Raw genomic sequence first — 14,393 nt, forward strand, 5'->3', positions numbered from 1 at the left:
GCCGGCCCGGCCCGCGGCCTGCGGGTGCTGCCTGGTGGAAGACAACGAGCTGAACCGCCAGCTGGTGCAGTACTTGCTGGAGCACCACGGCCTGGCCGTGGACAGCGCCGTGAACGGCGCGGGGGCCCTGGCCCTGTTTGCCCAGGCCCGCTACGACGTGGTGCTGATGGATATCAAAATGCCCGACATGAGCGGCGTGGAGGTGACGGCCCGCATGCGCCGCGACTCCGACCGCACCCGGGCCCGCACGCCCATCATCGCCCTCACAGCCAATGCTTTCCAGGGCGACTACGACAAGTACCTGGCCGCCAGCATGAACGACCACCTGGCCAAGCCCTTCGAGGCCGACGAGCTGCTGCGCAAAATCGTGGCCGTGCAGTAGGTAGTTAAAAGTTAAAGCTTTGGTTACCAAAGGATCTAACTTTTAACGCTCAACTTTTAACTGCTTATTGCACGGCCACTCCCTGGCTCGGGAACTGCGCTCATTGGGGACCCGCGCTGGCCGGCTGGGGGCCCTGGCCCACCATTTGCGAGAAGCTTTTGGCGGCGTTGGTGAACTCCGAGGGGATGAGCACCACGGTGGTCGTGTTGTTGTCGATGCCGATTTCCGAGAGCATTTGCATGCGGCGCAGCTCCAGGGCAATGGGGCTTTTCTCCATTTCCAGGGCCCCCTGCGTAAGCTTGCGCGAGGCTTCCAGCTCAGCTTCGGCCTTGATGATGCGGGCGCGCTTTTCGCGGATGGCCTCGGCCTCGCGCGCCATCGCCCGCTGCATGGACCCGGGAATCTCCACGTCCTTGATTTCGACCAGCTCAATCTTCACGCCCCAGGCCTCGGTGGCGGCGTCCACAATTTGCAGCAGGGACCCGTTGATGTGGGCCCGCTCGCGCAGCACCTCGTCGAGCTGATTCTGCCCAATGATGTTGCGCAACGCCGTGACGGCCAGCTGGTACACCGCCTGGTTGAAATTGGCCACCTTAATCACCGCATCGGCCGGGTTGATGACCCGGAACCACAGCACGGCGTTCACCTTGATGGTTACGCTGTCCTTGGTGATGGTTTCCTGCTGCTCCAGCTCCACGGTTTTGGTGCGCATGTCGATGGTTTGCTGGCGCTCCAGGAACGGGATGAGCCAGTACAGCCCGGGGCCCCGGGTGCCCGCGTAGCGCCCCAGCCGGAACACAATGGCGCGCTGGTATTCCTGCGCAATGCGCAGGCTAAAGGCGAGGAGAATGAGAACGACGGGCAGCAGAACGAGCAGCGACATGGCCGGAGAAATTAGTGAATTTGGCCAATGAATCGCCGCGGGGCCCCGGGCATTACAGCCGGCCGGTGCGGCAGCCACTGGGGCCGTTAAATTTTGGGTGGGCTTGTGCGGCGCTGCGTCTGCGGGCTTACTTTCGGCCAGCTACTTACTTTTCAATACCCCCTTGCCTGATGCACGAAGTTGAACTCCTGGTACTGCTGCTGGCCGCCACCACGGCGCTGGCCGAAGTAGCCAACCGGCTGCGGGTGCCCTATCCGGTGCTGCTGGTGCTGGCGGGCCTGGCCCTGAGCTTGTTGCCGGGGCTGCCGCCGGTGGTGTTGGCCCCCAACTTGGTATTTTTCGTGTTTTTGCCGCCCCTGCTCTACGCCTCGGCGTGGGCGCTGTCGTGGTCGGCGTTCCGGTCGGAGGCGCGGCCCATTACGCTGTTGGCGGTGGGGTGCGTGCTGTTTTCGCTGGCGGTGGTGGCGGCGGTGGCCCACTACGCGCTGCCCGGCTTCGGCTGGGGCCCCGCGTTCGTGCTGGCCGCCATCGTGTCGCCCACCGATGCCGTGTCGGCGGCGGTGGCCACCAAGGGGCTGCCGGTGTCGCGGCGGGTAAGCATCGTGCTGGAGGGCGAGAGCCTGGTGAACGACGCCACGGGCCTCATTGCCTACCGCTACGCGGTGGCGGCGGTGGTCACGGGGCAGTTTGCGCTGGGGCAGGCGGCGGGGCAGCTGCTGCTGGTCACGGCGGTGGGCATCGGAGTGGGCGTGGGGGTAGCGGCCGCGTTCTACGGCGTGCACCGGCTCTCGCGCACCAGCGCGGCCATCGACACCAGCCTCACGCTGCTCACGCCCTACGCGGCCTACCTGCTGGCCGAAACGCTGCACGGCTCGGGCGTGCTGGCGGTGGTGGCGGCGGCGCTTTTCAGCAGCCAGTACGCGGGGCGCATCGCCACCCACGACCGCCGCCTGCAAGCAGCCGCCGTATGGGAAACGCTGGAGTTCTTGCTCAACGGCCTGGTGTTCATCTTGATTGGCTTGCAGCTGCCGGGCGTGGTGAAGGGCGTGGCCCCCGCCCTGCGCGGGCCGCTGGTGGGCTACGGCGTGCTCATCAGCTTGGCCGTGCTGGGGGCCCGGATGCTGTGGGTATACCCCAGCGCCTACCTGCCGCGCTGGTTGGGCGGCAGCTCGGCAAAGTCGTCCGAGGCCCCCACGCTGGCCGAAGCCACCCTGCTGGGCTGGGGCGGCATGCGAGGGGTGCTGTCGCTGGCCGCCGCGCTGGCCCTGCCGCTGGCCTTGCCCAACGGCGACGCCTTTCCGCAGCGCAACCCCATGCTGCTGCTCACCTTCGTGGTTATTCTGGTGTCGCTGCTGGTGCAGGGCCTCACCCTGCGGCCCCTCATCGGGTGGCTGGGGCTGGAGGCCGACGGGGCCGCCGAGCGCGAGGAGCAGGCCCTGCGGGTGCGCCTGGCCACCCACACGCTGGCTTATTTAAAAGGTCCCGAAGCTGCCGGCCAGGCTCCGGCCGAAATCCTGGGCCGCATGCAGTCGCGCTACCAGATTCGCCTCGACCGCCTCCAGCGCCGCGCCGCCGGGGGCCCCGAGGCCGTGCCCGCCGCCGCCCTCAGCCCTTTCCAGAAGCTCCAGGAAGTGCTCATCCACGTCGAGCGCGGAATGCTTGAACAGCTGCGCCGCGAGCAGCGCACTAGCGAAGAGGTGCTGCGCAAGCTCGAAAACGAGCTGGACCTGGAGGAAGGCCGCCTGGCGCTGGACAAGGCTTCGTAGGGCCTCAACAAAACGGGAGCCAGCCGCGCCAAGCATTGGTACAGTTGGCTCCCGTTTCATCGTGGGGCCCTAATTGTTGCGCCCGGCCGGCAGTGGCGCATCGGGCACCAATACCGGCCGGTGCAAAGGCCGCTAGCTAATGATTTGCAACGTCTTCGCGTCGCGCACGCCGCCGAAAAACTTCGCCAAAACGGCCTGAAAAACCGGATCAGCGCCCCGCGCAGCGGCAAACAAGGTCATAGACGATTTCAGCTTTAAGTCGTCGGGGCTGCCAAATATCCGGCCCGCGTCGCTACTGGCCAGCCCCAGCAGAGCCGTGCAAATTTCCACCAGCCGGGGCCCCAAAACGGGGTGCTGGGCGTAGGCGGCTGCCTCTACCAAGTCGCTTATGGCGTAGTGCTTGGAAACCTCGCTGAACCCCAGGCCCTGGATTTGGGGGAAAATGTACCACATCCAATGGCTGCGCTTGCGGCCGTTTTGCACCTCGGCCAGGGCCTGCGGGTACGCAGTTGACTGAGCGTCGAGGAAACGCTGCAAGCTAGTCATGACGGGTGAGTTGAATTTATGCCACTGTAAATATATACTTCAGACAATTACCCTTATTTCTTGTCAAGCGTTATGCCTGCTTTATTTGCTTTGCTTATTAAATAATTTATGAATGCACTACAAGAGACTAACATGAATTTTGCGTCCTCAAAATCGCAATTCGGCTCATCTGCTAAAGCATGTCTAATTCCGTCACTGTCACTAGTATAACCATATATCTGCTTAAATCCTCTTTCTAAAGAAGGATGGATTTTTGTTTTTCCTTTGATTTTATCCAAAGCGCCACCTAATGTATCATTCTTGTTATCAGATATTTTTTTCGTAACGCTTTCAACTGCAGAAATAGATTCTTTTATTGAATTTCTGTAGTCAGGATTATTCTTATTAGATATTTTTTCTAAAGAATTTTTTAGATGAATATTAGCTCCTGTCAATGCAGTGAAATGATCAGAATTATTAATTGCATCTTCAATTTCGTTTATTTCGGTAACATTGGTTATAGGTGAAATATTATTATCTATAAACCTGTAGCCGGAATTTTCTTTTTCAAAAGTTATATTACAAAAATTCTTAAATATTTCTAGGTTAAATCTAACCGACTTTTGATCTAAATTTGCTATAAATTCTAATAAATCATAGACCTCAAACCATTTGGAGGCAAAATATACTTCTCTAATATATGATTCAGCATTATAATAGTTGCTCGGGATTGTATCAATGGGTAATTTGTAGAAATAAGCCCACAAAATTTTACAAAATACATTAAATTCTGTTACGCTTGAATACCGATCTTGTTTTTCAAGATTGTCGATAAGACATATCTTTAATACATTCCAAATCCCGTTGCGCAATTCGGGATCCAATGATTCAATTTGAATTATTTTTGTTATGGGTGTTTTTCCTATTCGCTGTGAAAATTTCATTTTGAGTATTATTTAGACGAAAATCTCGTCCTATTTTAGGAAAAATGGACTTATAGCTTACCGCCCCACCACCGGCAGCACGGCCGTGCTCTCGTGGCCGGCGGCGTCGACGCTGGCGATGCCGAAGGTGAAGTTGTCCTTGCTGATGGGCAGGTCGGCCTTGGTATCCGTCACGAGGTAGCGCTGCTGCCACTGCGGCGCGTCGCTGGCGCGAATGAGCACGGCGTAGGCCGCCGGCTTGGGGCCCCCGGTGGGCGCCTGCCAGCGCAGCTCGGTGCGGTTGCTGAGGTTGGCGGTGAGGACTTCGACCTTGGCGGGGGCCCCGGGGGCCAGGGCCAGGCTGGCCATCGTGGCCAGGTTGATGCCGGCGTTGCGGCGCAGGTAGGCGTAGTCCACGCCCGAGGCCACGTCGCCGTAGGCGCGGCCATTTTCGGTGCGCAGGTCCTGGTGCTGGTGGCTGAAGTCCTCGTTCATCTCCGTAAAGCGCACGGCGGCAAAGCCTTGCTGGTTGAACGGCGTGTGGTCGCCGCCGCGCAGGAAGCGGTCGGGGCGGTTGATCATCACCAGCTCCTGGCCCTTGGTGTAGACGAGGGCGGCGCGCTGGGCGGCGCGGGCCAACTGGCGGCTGGGCGCGTCGTTTTCGGAGCTGAGCTGGCGGCGCTGCTTGGCCTGCTCGGGCGTTTCGTTGGCCGGCACGCCCTCGCTGAACACGCGCAGCTTGGCGGCGTCGGCAATGTCCGGGTCGTGGCCGTGCGAGTTGCCCACGATGTCGTTGTTGAGCATCGCCACTAGGTTCCAGCCCTCTTTTTTGGCGCGCTCGGCCAGGTGGCCCGAGCCGTAGAGGCCCTGCTCTTCGCCCTGCACCACCACAAATTTCAGGGTGCACGGGAATTTCTGGCCGGCCAGCACGCGGGCCAATTCCATCACCAGCACCGTGCCCGAGCCGTCGTCGTTGGCCCCGGGGGCGTCGGCGGTGGCGTTCATCACGTCGCTCACCCGCGAGTCGATGTGGCCGCTCACGAGGATAATGCGCGTGTCGGTGGGGTCGGTGCCGGGCAGCGTGGCCAGCACGTTGGCCATCAGCACCGGCTTGTTGATGCGGCGGCCGTCGGGCTTCACGGTGAAGGTGTCCATTTCCACCGTCAGGCGGCCGCCGCTGGCCTTGCTGTACTTCTCAAACTCGCCCTGCACCCACTTGCGGGCCGCCCCAATGCCGCGCGTGGGGCTCTGGGTGTCGCTCAGGGTGTGGCGGGTGCCGAAGCTGACGAGCTTCTCGATGTCGGTTTGCAGGTTTTTGGCCGAAATCTCGGTTATCAGCTTCGCAATGGCCGGGTCGGCCTTGGGCAGGAGCGGGGCGGGAGCGGGGGCCGTTTGGGCGGCGGCGGCCAGGGGCAGCAGGGCCAGGAGGAGCGTTGCTTTCATATTGCGGTAAACATACGCGGTATGGGTTAAACACAAAAAAGCCCGGAGCTGGGGGCCCCGGGCTTTCCAAAAACGCTGCACACAAGGGTCCCGGAAACCGGGCCGCTGGAAGGACCCCCGGGGCGGGCTGCCGCCTTTCGCGCCGGCTGCCCGCTACTCGCTGATTCGGTTGGGAATCGTTGCGCCAGGGCCCTGAGGCCACCTGGGGGCCCTGGCGATTACCGGGCAGCCGGCGAAAAGCCGGCAGCCCGGGCCGGTTCCGGGGCCCTAATTGTGGGCTAGGCGCGCTGGTAAATGGGCTCTATTTGGAGGAAGTACGGGTTTACGCCCTCCGCCGATTCCAAGTCGAGCAGCATCAGGTCCACGAACTGGAAGGCGTCGGTTTTGCCTTCCAGCACGGGGCCCAGCTCCTGCATAAACTCGGGGCCGGCGGCGTCGCTCTCGAAGGCCAGCAGCAGGCGGGGCGTTTCGGGGGCGTTGGCGAGCTGCATCTGGGCCAGGTAGGCGGTGCGCAGGTGCGGCTGGGTGGCGGCCCAGGCCACCACGGCATCGGCCACGGCGGTGGGGTAGTTTTCGGGCTGGCTCAGCAGCACCTCGGCGTCGCCGCCGGCGGGCGAGGTGGGGCCCGTGAGCTGGCCGTTGAGCAGGGCCTCAATCTCCTCCTTAGGCAACAATTTGCCGGCCGGCGAGAAGGGGTTCAGCACGCAGTCCTGGCCCTGCACCATGCTGAAAAAGGCGTGGCCGGGGATGCGCACGTAGCTCACTTCGCTGGCGTCCTGGCCGCCGTCGGCGAGGCGGCTGGGGGAGGTGAAGATGGGCAGTTTGCCATCGGTGAGCACTTGGAGCTGGATTTGCGCGCCCTCGGCAGGCACCACGTCGCCGGGGCCCACGCCTTCTTCGGGGGCCAGAATCATCAGGATTTCCTCCTGCATTAGGGCCTGGTAGAAGGCGGGGCGGGCCTGCTCCTCGGTGGCGGCCATCAGCAGCAGCTGCTCCAGCACGTTCTCGGGCTCGAAGGGCAGCGGCAGCGGCTCGGGGGCCGGGAAGGGCAGCGGCGTGGCCGATACCGGCGCCGCCTCGGGGGCCGGCGTCTTGAAGTTGGAGCCCTGGTAGCGGGGGCCGGCGGGCTTGGCCGCGGCATCGGCCGGCGCCAGTGGGGCGGGGGTAGGGGCCCCGGGCGTGGTAGGGGTGGGAGCCGGCGCGTCGGCAGGCTTATTCTCGGGCTTATTTTTTAGAAAGTCAAGCAGACCCATGAGGCAAAGAAAAAGAGCAGTGGAATGGGCCGCAAAGTACGGCCCGGATGGGAAATGGGCCGGGGACCCGAGCCGTAGACGACCAGTTTTTTGGCTGGCGGCTGGCTGATTGTTGAATTATTATGGGGCCCTGTAACAGGGCCCCAGCAATCAGAAGCCATCCGAACCGGTTCTGTTACGCTGAGTTTGCGAAGCATGCTGCCAGGTTAGAACAGGTCGTACAGCGGTGAGAGGATGCTTCGCAAGCTCAGCGTGACAGGTCCTCTTTCGGGTAGTCGTTTACTCGCCGACGGTGGGGCAGGCGGTGAGCTGGCGCTCGACCTCCTGGATGGTGCGGGGCGCGGCGTGGTTGCCCCAGTTGTTCTCGACGTAGTTCAGCAGGTTGGTGAGACGGGCGGGGCTGAGCTGCTTGTCGTCGACGCGGGCGGCGGGCATCACCTGGTTGTAGAGCACGCCATTCACCGTCATGGGGCCGTGCATGCCGCGGCGCAGCAAGCAGGGCAGCTCATCGCGGTGCAGGGCCAGGTAGTCGGCCCCGGCCAGCGGCGGGATGAGGCGGCCCAGGCCCTGGCCGGCGTCGCCGTGGCAGCCAGCGCAGGCCTCGGCGTAGAGTCGCGCGCCCTGGTGGCGGTTGTTGGAGAAGCAGCCGGGCAGCGACAGGCAGGCCACCACGCCCAGGGCCCCCAGCCCGAGGCAGCGCCCCATCATTTGGCGGCGGTGGCTTTGGGGTGGCGCTCCGCAATTTCGGCCAGCAGCACGGGTAGCTCCTTTTGCAGGCGGGCTACTTCGTTGGCGTCCAGGCTGTCGTACAGGCCGCGGACGTGGCCCTGGTCGTCCACGAGGGCGAATGTGCCGTTGTGGGCGAAGCCGCCGGGGGCCTCTTTGTCGGGCTGGGCGGCGGTGAAAAAGCCCTTGGCCAGGCCGTACACCGTGTCGCGGGCGGTGGCCGAGTGGCCGGTTGTCACGAAGTGCCAGCGCTTGGCATCGGTCACGCCCAGGCGCTGGGCGTAGTCATCCAGCACGGGCAGCGAGTCATGGGCCGGGTCGATGGTGAACGACACGAAAGCCACGCGCGGGTCGGTGGCGTAGGGCTTGAACACTGAGAGCAGGGCCCCGTTCATCTTCGGGCAGATGCCGGGGCAGGTGGCGAAGAAGAAATCGGTGATGTAGGCCCGGCCCGCAAAGGTCTGGTTCGTAACGGGCTGGCCAGCCTGGTCCACGGCCGCAAAGGCGGGGGCGGTGGCGAAAATGGTGTCGGCGGGGCCCCCGTTGGGGTTGGGGCGCACGTCGCGCTCGCCCAGGATGGGCAGGCGCGCGGCCTGGTCGGCACTGGGGCCCGAGCAGGCCGTGAGCAGGGCGGCGGCTAGCGCGGGGGCCAGCCAAAAGCGGTTCGACATAGCTTACTTACTAGCGGGGGCAGGGGTGCCCGGCGCTTGCTTCAACAACGCGGCGGCCGAATCGATGGTGCCCCGCATTTGCTTTTCCACGGCTTCCAGCTTGGTTTGCTGCTGCTGGATGTAGGCCAGGCGGGCGGGGGCGGGCGTGGTGGCGGTGTCGGGGGCGTGGTAGCCGTGCATCCAGGCCATCATGGCGTTGTCGGCGGCTTGCAGGCCGTGCACATAGGGCCCCGAGTTGGCGGGCTTGGCGGTGCTTATTTGTTGGCGCAGCTCGAACAGGTGCCCGGTTTGGGCCATCACCGAATCGTGGCGGTCCATGAGCAGGTTTTCGGCGGCGCGGGCGCTGGCGGCGGGCGAGTCGGCCGCCGTGGTGGTGGGCGAGCAGGCCGCCAGGCTGGCGGCCGCCGCCAGAGCCACGAGTAGGTGGGGAGCAAATGCCTTCATGGGGCAAAGGTACCGGCCAGCGGCGTGCCCGCTGCGGAACGGCCCGGGCTGCCGGCTTTTTCGCCGGCTGCCCGGTAATCGTCGGGGTTAATATAGGAATTGGTAACGGGGAGCTGGAAAAATCTAAACGGGGCCCTGGGCCACTGGGCAGCGATTACCGGGCAGCCGGCGAAAAGCCGGCCGCCCAGGCCACCGATACTGAACCCCGCGGGCCCCGGCCGTTAGTAGGGGCCCACACCATCCAATTTTTTCTAATGCAAACCCGCACCCTCGGCCGCTCCGGCCTCAATGTTTCTGCCCTCGGCCTTGGCTGCATGGGCATGTCCGATTTCTATGGCCAGCAAGACGACGCCGAAAGCATCCGCACCCTGCACCGGGCCGTGGAGCTGGGCGTCACCTTCTTTGACACGGCCGACATGTACGGCCCCTTCAAGAACGAAGAGCTGCTGGCCCAGGCCTTTAAAGGCAAGCGCGACCAGGTGCTGATTGCCACCAAGTTCGGCATCGAGCGCGACCCCAGCGACCCCACCAAGCGTGGCATCAACGGCCGGCCCGAGTACGTGAAATCGGCCTGCGAAGCCAGCCTCAAGCGCCTCGGCACCGACCACATCGACCTCTATTACCAGCACCGCGTGGACGCCAGCACGCCCATCGAGGAAACCGTGGGCGCCATGAGCCGCCTCGTGGAGGAGGGCAAGGTGCGCTACCTGGGCCTGAGCGAGGCCGCCCCCGCCACCCTGCGCCGGGCCGCAGCCACCCACCCCATTGCGGCCCTGCAAACCGAGTACAGCCTCTGGAGCCGCGAGCCGGAGGACGAAATCCTGCCCACGTGCCGCGAGCTGGGCATCGGCTTCGTGCCGTACTCGCCGCTGGGCCGCGGTTTCCTCACGGGCCAAATTAAGAAGTTTGAGGATCTGGCCGCCGATGATTATCGCCGCTTCACGCCGCGCTTCCAGGGCGAGAATTTCCAGAAAAACCTCGACCTCGTGGCCCGCATCAACGACCTAGCCAAGCAAAAAGAGTGCACCCCCGGCCAGCTGGCCCTGGCCTGGGTGCTGGCCCAGGGCGACGACGTGGTGGCCATCCCCGGCACCAAGCGCGTGGCCTACCTCGAAGAAAACCTGGGGGCCCTGGCCATCAGTCTTTCTCCAAATGAGCTGGCCCAGCTCGACGACATTGCCCCCAAGGGCGTGGCCGCCGGCACCCGCTACCCCACCGCCATGATGGGCGCGGTGAACGGCTAGCTGTCATTCATTTAACAGTTATCAATTAACATTTAACAGCCGTTCTACTGGCCCGATTGGCTAGCGGAACGCTGTTAAATGTTAATTGATAACTGTTAAATGACTTATTGCGCGGGCAGCAGGTCAATCCAGCCGTCTTCGCTGACGACGACGGCGAGGCACGGGTACTGGCTGCTGTTGACGTAGCGCAGGGCCGAGTTGTAGCGCGAGCCGCGCGAGGAGTCGCCTTTCTCGGTGGCTAGGCCGTCGAGGATCGCCCCGATGGAGTGGCACACGCCGGTGGGCTCGATGAACACGGCCCCGTCGATGTTGGTGACCAGGCGCAGCACCGTGGGCGTGATGATGCGCGGGGCCACCCGGAAGCTCTGGCGGCTCAGGCGCTGGGCCTCCTGGGCGGCGCCGGTGCTGAACACCAGGATGGTGCCCGTGGGCTGGGTGCTGGCGCTGGCCGTTAATTCCCAGAGGTAATCCACGCTGTCGGCGTCGAGGGTGGGGAACACGCGGCGCACCGTGCGCCCGAAGTTGTCGGCCGCCACGCGGCCCTGGGGCAGGCGCGGCGTGTTGCTCACCACACGCATGAGAATGTGGCCGGCGTGGCTCATCTCCCAGCTGTAGTGGTGGGTGAAGTTGACGGTGATCAGGGCCTCGTAGCGCGCATCGGTTTCGCTCACCAGCTGGCCCAGCCCGAACACGTGCGAGGCATCCGACACCAGAGCTGTGGTGCCCTCGCTCAGCTCCAGCAGCTTGCGGATGGAGCGGTGGTCGCGCAGGGTCACGGGGGTTTCGAGGGTGAGCACCGGCACGATGGCCGGGTGCTGGCGGCGGGCCACCAGCAGCGTGCCCACGCCCTCGCTGCCCTCGTGGCGCAGGGCCGCCACGCCATTGCAGGCGTCGTAGAGCGGCCGTGTGCCGGCGGGGGGCGGCGCGCAGCATCAGGCGGCGGCCGGCGCTGCGCAGCACCTCGTTGTAGTCGCGGTCGAGGGCTGGCTGCTCGTTGTCGGCGGTGTCGGCCTCGCGCAGGGCCCGGGTGCAGTCGTGCAAAAACTCCAGCACCGCGGCGTGCAGCAGGTTGGCCGGCCGCGGCCCGCCCGATTTGGGAATGGAATAGTAGCTCTCGTAGCAGTCGGTGGCCACCTGCAGCACCACCGTCACGAGGTAGCCCTGCAAGTTCACCGGCACCGAGCAAAACGAGCGGCGGTTTTCCTGGCGCGCGGCCGTCAGTTCGTGCAGGGTGCTTTCGGTGGCCTGGCACACCAGTTCGTACCAGCGCTGCTTCTCGTAGCGGTCGTGGTCGTTGGGGTGCAGGTGGTACACCACGTCGCGGGGCCCGGCGTCGGCCTCCAGGGCGGCGGCGCGGGCCTTGATGTCAGCAAAGTCGAGGGCCCGGTAGCGGGTGCTCTGGGGCTCGAGTACAACGCCCTCCGGCTCGTCGGCCTCGCGGGCCGAGGCCAGGCCGAGCAGAAAAACCTCCGGCCGCAGGTTGCGGTCCAACAGGTTAAAAACGCCTTCGGCAAACAACTGGGCCGAAACCCGGAATAAACTTTGGTGTTCCCACATGGGCAGAAAAGGGGCCCGGGGCGGTGGCGGCCCCGGCGCTGCGTTGGCGTACGCAAAAACGGGCTTCGCGGTGGCAAGCCGGGCAAAATAACTGCCGCGATGCACCAAAAGCCGGTCTATTTTCGTACCTTCGGGGTACCCGAGGCCCCCCGGTTGGGCCGGTCCTTTCCCCATCACCATCCCGCGCGCCTATGCTCTTCGTCGACATGATCTTCGTGATGGCGGTGGCCCTTTCGTTCATTCCCATCCTCACCGGCTACTGCGCCTACAACTACGGGCGCTCGTTCTGGCTGTGGTTTGCGCTGGGCTGGGTGCTGCCGCTGGCCTCGTTCTTCCTGCTCACGGCCCTCATCCTGCGCGAGCAGCTCGACCCCGGCCGTCGCCTGCTGGCCGACGCGCGCCTGATTCTGCGCGACGCCGCGCAGGCCAAAGCCGCCGCTCAGAGTCCGGAATAAACGCCACTTTAGGGCCCCCAGGGGCAGCTTTCGCAAGCGGGTAGTAACTTGCTGGACGATAAGTGTTGCCCCTTATGAACGCCGAATCTTCGTTGCCTCACCCCGCTGGCGCGCGCACCCTCCCGCTCACGCAAGCCACCGAGCACACGCCCCCCAACCAGCTGCCCGGCTTGGTGCAGGAGTTGCAAACCCATCAGATCGAGCTGCAAATGCAGTACGAGTCGCTGCTGCTGGCTCAGGCCGAAGCCGAAGCCAACCGCGCCCAGTACGAAGACCTGTACGAGCAAGCCCCCGTGGGCTACGTCACGCTGGGGCCCCACGGGGGCATTGCGCAGCTCAACCGCACGGCCAGCCAGCTGTTGGGCACCCTGAGCGACCCGCTGGCCGGCCGGCCCTTCGCGCTATTCGTGACCCCGGCGCACCGCGCCGATTTTGCTGGTTTCTTGGCGCGGGTGCTGGCCGCGCCGGGGCCCCAGCACACCGAAACGGAGCTGCGCCGCGCCGACGGCTCCACGTTTCATGCCCAGCTGGAAGCCGTGCGCGACGAGCCGCCCCTGCCTCAGGGCCCCGGCTGCCGCCTGGCCCTGCTCGACATCAGCGACCGGCGCGCCGCCGCCAACGCGCTGGCCGCTAGCGAGGCCCGGTTTCAGATGCTGGCCGAAAGCGTGCCGGGCGTGCTGTTCGAAGGGCGCGTGAACAGCGACGGCAAATACGACATCACTTACATCAGCCCCCGGATACAGGAATGTTTCGGCGTGGCCCCGGCCGACATCAACCAAGCCGGCATGTTCTTGCATCCGGCCGACGTGCGCTCGTTTCGCCTCTCGCTGGCCGCCGCCGGGCAGGCGCAGGGTCCTTGGGCATTTGAGGGGCGGGTGGTGGTACCGGGCCAGCCGCTGCGCTGGTGCCGCGGCACGGCGGCCGTGACCACCCGCGACACTAAGAACTTGGCCTACAGCGGCTTATTACTCGACGTGACAGCCTCCAAGCAGCTCGAAGCCCACTTGCGCGCCGCCACCGAAGCGGCCGAGGCCAATGTGCGGGCCAAACAGGAGTTTCTGGCCAACATGAGCCACGAAATCCGCACGCCGCTGCACGGCATCCTGGGCCTGGCCGAAATGCTGGCCGCCTCGGCCCTGGCCCCCGCCCAGGCCGAGCACTTGCGCCTGCTCAACAGCTCGGCCCAGCACCTGCTGGCCGTGCTCAACGACGTGCTGGACCACCGCCCGCCTCGGCGCAGGCCGCCTGCACGCCACCGCCGAAGCCTTCGACCTGGGGGCCCTGCTGCGCGACTGCATTGCCCTGCTCGCGCCCGATGCCGGTGCCCGGGGCCTGGCCCTGCGCCTTGAGGCGCCCGCCGCGCTGCCCCGCGTGGTGGGCGACGCCCACCGCCTGCGCCAGGTACTGCTCAACCTGCTCGGCAACGCCCTTAAGTTCACCGAGCGCGGCGGCGTAACGCTGCGCGCGCAGTGCCCGTCCGGGGGCGCGCCGGGCCGCACGCGGGTGGCGTTCAGCGTGGTGGATACGGGCATCGGCATCGCGCCCGCCGTGCTCGACGCCGTGTTCGAGCCCTTTGTGCAGGCCGGCGAAACCACCGACCAGCACTACGGCGGTACGGGCCTGGGCCTGAGTATTTCGCACAGCCTGGTTGCCATGCTCGGCGGCACGCTGCGCGCCACCAGCGAGGTGGGCGTGGGCAGCACGTTCCACTTCGCCCTCGAATTTGACACCGCCGAAACCGCCGCTACCGCGCCGGCGCCCCCCGCCCCGGTGGGAAAGGCCGCGCCCGGCAGCGCCGGCCAGGCCCTGCTGGTGGAAGACAACCCCGTGAGCAGCCTGCTGGCCGAAACCCTGCTGCGCGGCTGGGACTGGGCCGTGGACGCGGCCGCCACCGGCCCCGCCGCGGTGGAGTTGTTCGAGCAAAACCGCTACGACGTGGTGCTGATGGACCTGCGCCTGCCCGGCCTTGACGGCACGGCCGTAACCAACCGCCTGCGCCAGCACCCCGACCCGGCCCGGGCCGCCACGCCCCGTGCGTGGCCGTCACGGCCCACGCCCAGCTCGACGCCCGACGACCTGCGCGCCCAATGGCTTCGACGCCTACCTGGCCCAAGCCCTTTG

The 14,393-nt window shown here is 65.1% G+C and carries 15 protein-coding genes and 2 pseudogenes; 6 read left to right on the forward strand and 11 right to left on the reverse strand.

Going from position 1 to position 14,393, the window contains the following annotated elements:
• Window positions 1–382: response regulator (locus BEN49_RS03040; protein ID WP_141765606.1), on the forward strand; the 382-nt coding region annotated here is incomplete at its 5' end.
• Window positions 383–482: 100 nt separating this feature from the next.
• Here the strand turns inward: BEN49_RS03040 and BEN49_RS03045 are convergent.
• Window positions 483–1,265, reverse strand: coding sequence for a slipin family protein (locus tag BEN49_RS03045; RefSeq protein ID WP_070740590.1), 783 nt, complete (start codon window positions 1,263–1,265; stop codon window positions 483–485).
• A gap of 170 nt (window positions 1,266–1,435) precedes the next feature.
• Here BEN49_RS03045 and BEN49_RS03050 point away from each other — a divergent pair, with 170 nt between their 5' ends.
• A complete protein-coding gene (locus tag BEN49_RS03050; RefSeq protein ID WP_070740593.1) occupies window positions 1,436–3,031 on the forward strand; it encodes a Na+/H+ antiporter in 1,596 nt (531 codons plus the stop codon).
• Between the two features lie 132 nt (window positions 3,032–3,163).
• Here the strand turns inward: BEN49_RS03050 and BEN49_RS03055 are convergent, their stop codons facing one another.
• The 7 genes from BEN49_RS03055 to BEN49_RS03080 form a co-directional block, all read right to left on the reverse strand.
• Entirely contained in the window at window positions 3,164–3,577 is a 414-nt protein-coding gene (locus BEN49_RS03055; RefSeq protein ID WP_070740596.1) for a DUF1810 domain-containing protein, read from the reverse strand.
• Window positions 3,578–3,630: 53 nt separating this feature from the next.
• The gene (locus BEN49_RS25250; protein ID WP_083325717.1) at window positions 3,631–4,500 is read right to left on the reverse strand and encodes an AbiJ-NTD4 domain-containing protein; all 870 of its coding nucleotides are present in this window, start codon (window positions 4,498–4,500) and stop codon (window positions 3,631–3,633) included.
• 57 nt (window positions 4,501–4,557) lie between these two features.
• Entirely contained in the window at window positions 4,558–5,922 is a 1,365-nt protein-coding gene (locus BEN49_RS03060; RefSeq protein ID WP_070740599.1) for a M20/M25/M40 family metallo-hydrolase, read from the reverse strand.
• A gap of 278 nt (window positions 5,923–6,200) precedes the next feature.
• Window positions 6,201–7,175, reverse strand: coding sequence for an enhanced serine sensitivity protein SseB C-terminal domain-containing protein (locus tag BEN49_RS03065; protein ID WP_070740602.1), 975 nt, complete (start codon window positions 7,173–7,175; stop codon window positions 6,201–6,203).
• A 279-nt stretch (window positions 7,176–7,454) separates the two neighbouring features.
• Complete coding sequence (locus BEN49_RS03070; protein ID WP_070740604.1) at window positions 7,455–7,883, reverse strand: c-type cytochrome; 429 nt, start codon at window positions 7,881–7,883, stop codon at window positions 7,455–7,457.
• The gene (locus BEN49_RS03075) at window positions 7,880–8,572 is read right to left on the reverse strand and encodes an SCO family protein (protein ID WP_070740606.1); all 693 of its coding nucleotides are present in this window, start codon (window positions 8,570–8,572) and stop codon (window positions 7,880–7,882) included. Before BEN49_RS03075 ends, BEN49_RS03070 begins: the two co-directional genes overlap by 4 nt.
• Before the next feature lie 3 nt (window positions 8,573–8,575).
• The gene (locus BEN49_RS03080; RefSeq protein WP_070740609.1) at window positions 8,576–9,016 is read right to left on the reverse strand and encodes a hypothetical protein; all 441 of its coding nucleotides are present in this window, start codon (window positions 9,014–9,016) and stop codon (window positions 8,576–8,578) included.
• Between the two features lie 254 nt (window positions 9,017–9,270).
• Between BEN49_RS03080 and BEN49_RS03085 the strand changes: the two genes are divergently transcribed.
• On the forward strand, window positions 9,271–10,260 hold the full coding sequence (locus BEN49_RS03085) for an aldo/keto reductase (protein ID WP_070740612.1): 990 nt from the start codon (window positions 9,271–9,273) through the stop codon (window positions 10,258–10,260).
• A 104-nt stretch (window positions 10,261–10,364) separates the two neighbouring features.
• Here the strand turns inward: BEN49_RS03085 and BEN49_RS30745 are convergent, their stop codons facing one another.
• The 3 genes and pseudogenes from BEN49_RS30745 to BEN49_RS30755 all read right to left on the reverse strand — a co-directional run.
• Complete coding sequence (locus BEN49_RS30745; RefSeq protein ID WP_369073198.1) at window positions 10,365–10,862, reverse strand: diadenylate cyclase; 498 nt, start codon at window positions 10,860–10,862, stop codon at window positions 10,365–10,367.
• Window positions 10,863–11,150, reverse strand: a pseudogene (locus BEN49_RS30750) (hypothetical protein); the annotation flags it as partial. It lies immediately after the preceding gene.
• Between the two features lie 100 nt (window positions 11,151–11,250).
• Window positions 11,251–11,997 (reverse strand): annotated as a pseudogene (locus tag BEN49_RS30755) (hypothetical protein); the annotation flags it as partial.
• 11 nt (window positions 11,998–12,008) lie between these two features.
• Between BEN49_RS30755 and BEN49_RS03100 the strand changes: the two are divergent.
• The 3 genes from BEN49_RS03100 to BEN49_RS03110 form a co-directional block, all read left to right on the forward strand.
• Entirely contained in the window at window positions 12,009–12,272 is a 264-nt protein-coding gene (locus tag BEN49_RS03100) for a hypothetical protein (protein WP_070740620.1), read from the forward strand.
• Between the two features lie 74 nt (window positions 12,273–12,346).
• Entirely contained in the window at window positions 12,347–13,621 is a 1,275-nt protein-coding gene (locus BEN49_RS03105) for a PAS domain-containing protein (protein WP_070740623.1), read from the forward strand.
• A gap of 22 nt (window positions 13,622–13,643) precedes the next feature.
• Window positions 13,644–14,393: ATP-binding response regulator (locus BEN49_RS03110; protein WP_125916462.1), on the forward strand; the 750-nt coding region annotated here is incomplete at its 3' end.

The sequence above is a fragment of the Hymenobacter coccineus genome, assembly GCF_001816125.1.
Classification (GTDB): Bacteria; Bacteroidota; Bacteroidia; order Cytophagales; family Hymenobacteraceae; genus Hymenobacter; species Hymenobacter coccineus.

Bases quoted from the DNA above. Each gene is read 5' to 3' on its own strand.
- BEN49_RS03045 (WP_070740590.1), bottom strand. From the start codon at position 1,265: ATGTCGCTGCTCGTTCTGCTGCCCGTCGTTCTCATTCTCCTCGCCTTT.
- BEN49_RS03105 (WP_070740623.1), top strand. From the start codon at position 12,347: ATGAACGCCGAATCTTCGTTGCCTCACCCCGCTGGCGCGCGCACCCTC.
- BEN49_RS03050 (WP_070740593.1), top strand. From the start codon at position 1,436: ATGCACGAAGTTGAACTCCTGGTACTGCTGCTGGCCGCCACCACGGCG.
- BEN49_RS03055 (WP_070740596.1), bottom strand. From the start codon at position 3,577: ATGACTAGCTTGCAGCGTTTCCTCGACGCTCAGTCAACTGCGTACCCG.
- BEN49_RS03100 (WP_070740620.1), top strand. From the start codon at position 12,009: ATGCTCTTCGTCGACATGATCTTCGTGATGGCGGTGGCCCTTTCGTTC.
- BEN49_RS25250 (WP_083325717.1), bottom strand. From the start codon at position 4,500: ATGAAATTTTCACAGCGAATAGGAAAAACACCCATAACAAAAATAATT.
- BEN49_RS03080 (WP_070740609.1), bottom strand. From the start codon at position 9,016: ATGAAGGCATTTGCTCCCCACCTACTCGTGGCTCTGGCGGCGGCCGCC.
- BEN49_RS30745 (WP_369073198.1), bottom strand. From the start codon at position 10,862: ATGAGCCACGCCGGCCACATTCTCATGCGTGTGGTGAGCAACACGCCG.
- BEN49_RS03085 (WP_070740612.1), top strand. From the start codon at position 9,271: ATGCAAACCCGCACCCTCGGCCGCTCCGGCCTCAATGTTTCTGCCCTC.
- BEN49_RS03060 (WP_070740599.1), bottom strand. From the start codon at position 5,922: ATGAAAGCAACGCTCCTCCTGGCCCTGCTGCCCCTGGCCGCCGCCGCC.
- BEN49_RS03075 (WP_070740606.1), bottom strand. From the start codon at position 8,572: ATGTCGAACCGCTTTTGGCTGGCCCCCGCGCTAGCCGCCGCCCTGCTC.
- BEN49_RS03070 (WP_070740604.1), bottom strand. From the start codon at position 7,883: ATGATGGGGCGCTGCCTCGGGCTGGGGGCCCTGGGCGTGGTGGCCTGC.
- BEN49_RS03065 (WP_070740602.1), bottom strand. From the start codon at position 7,175: ATGGGTCTGCTTGACTTTCTAAAAAATAAGCCCGAGAATAAGCCTGCC.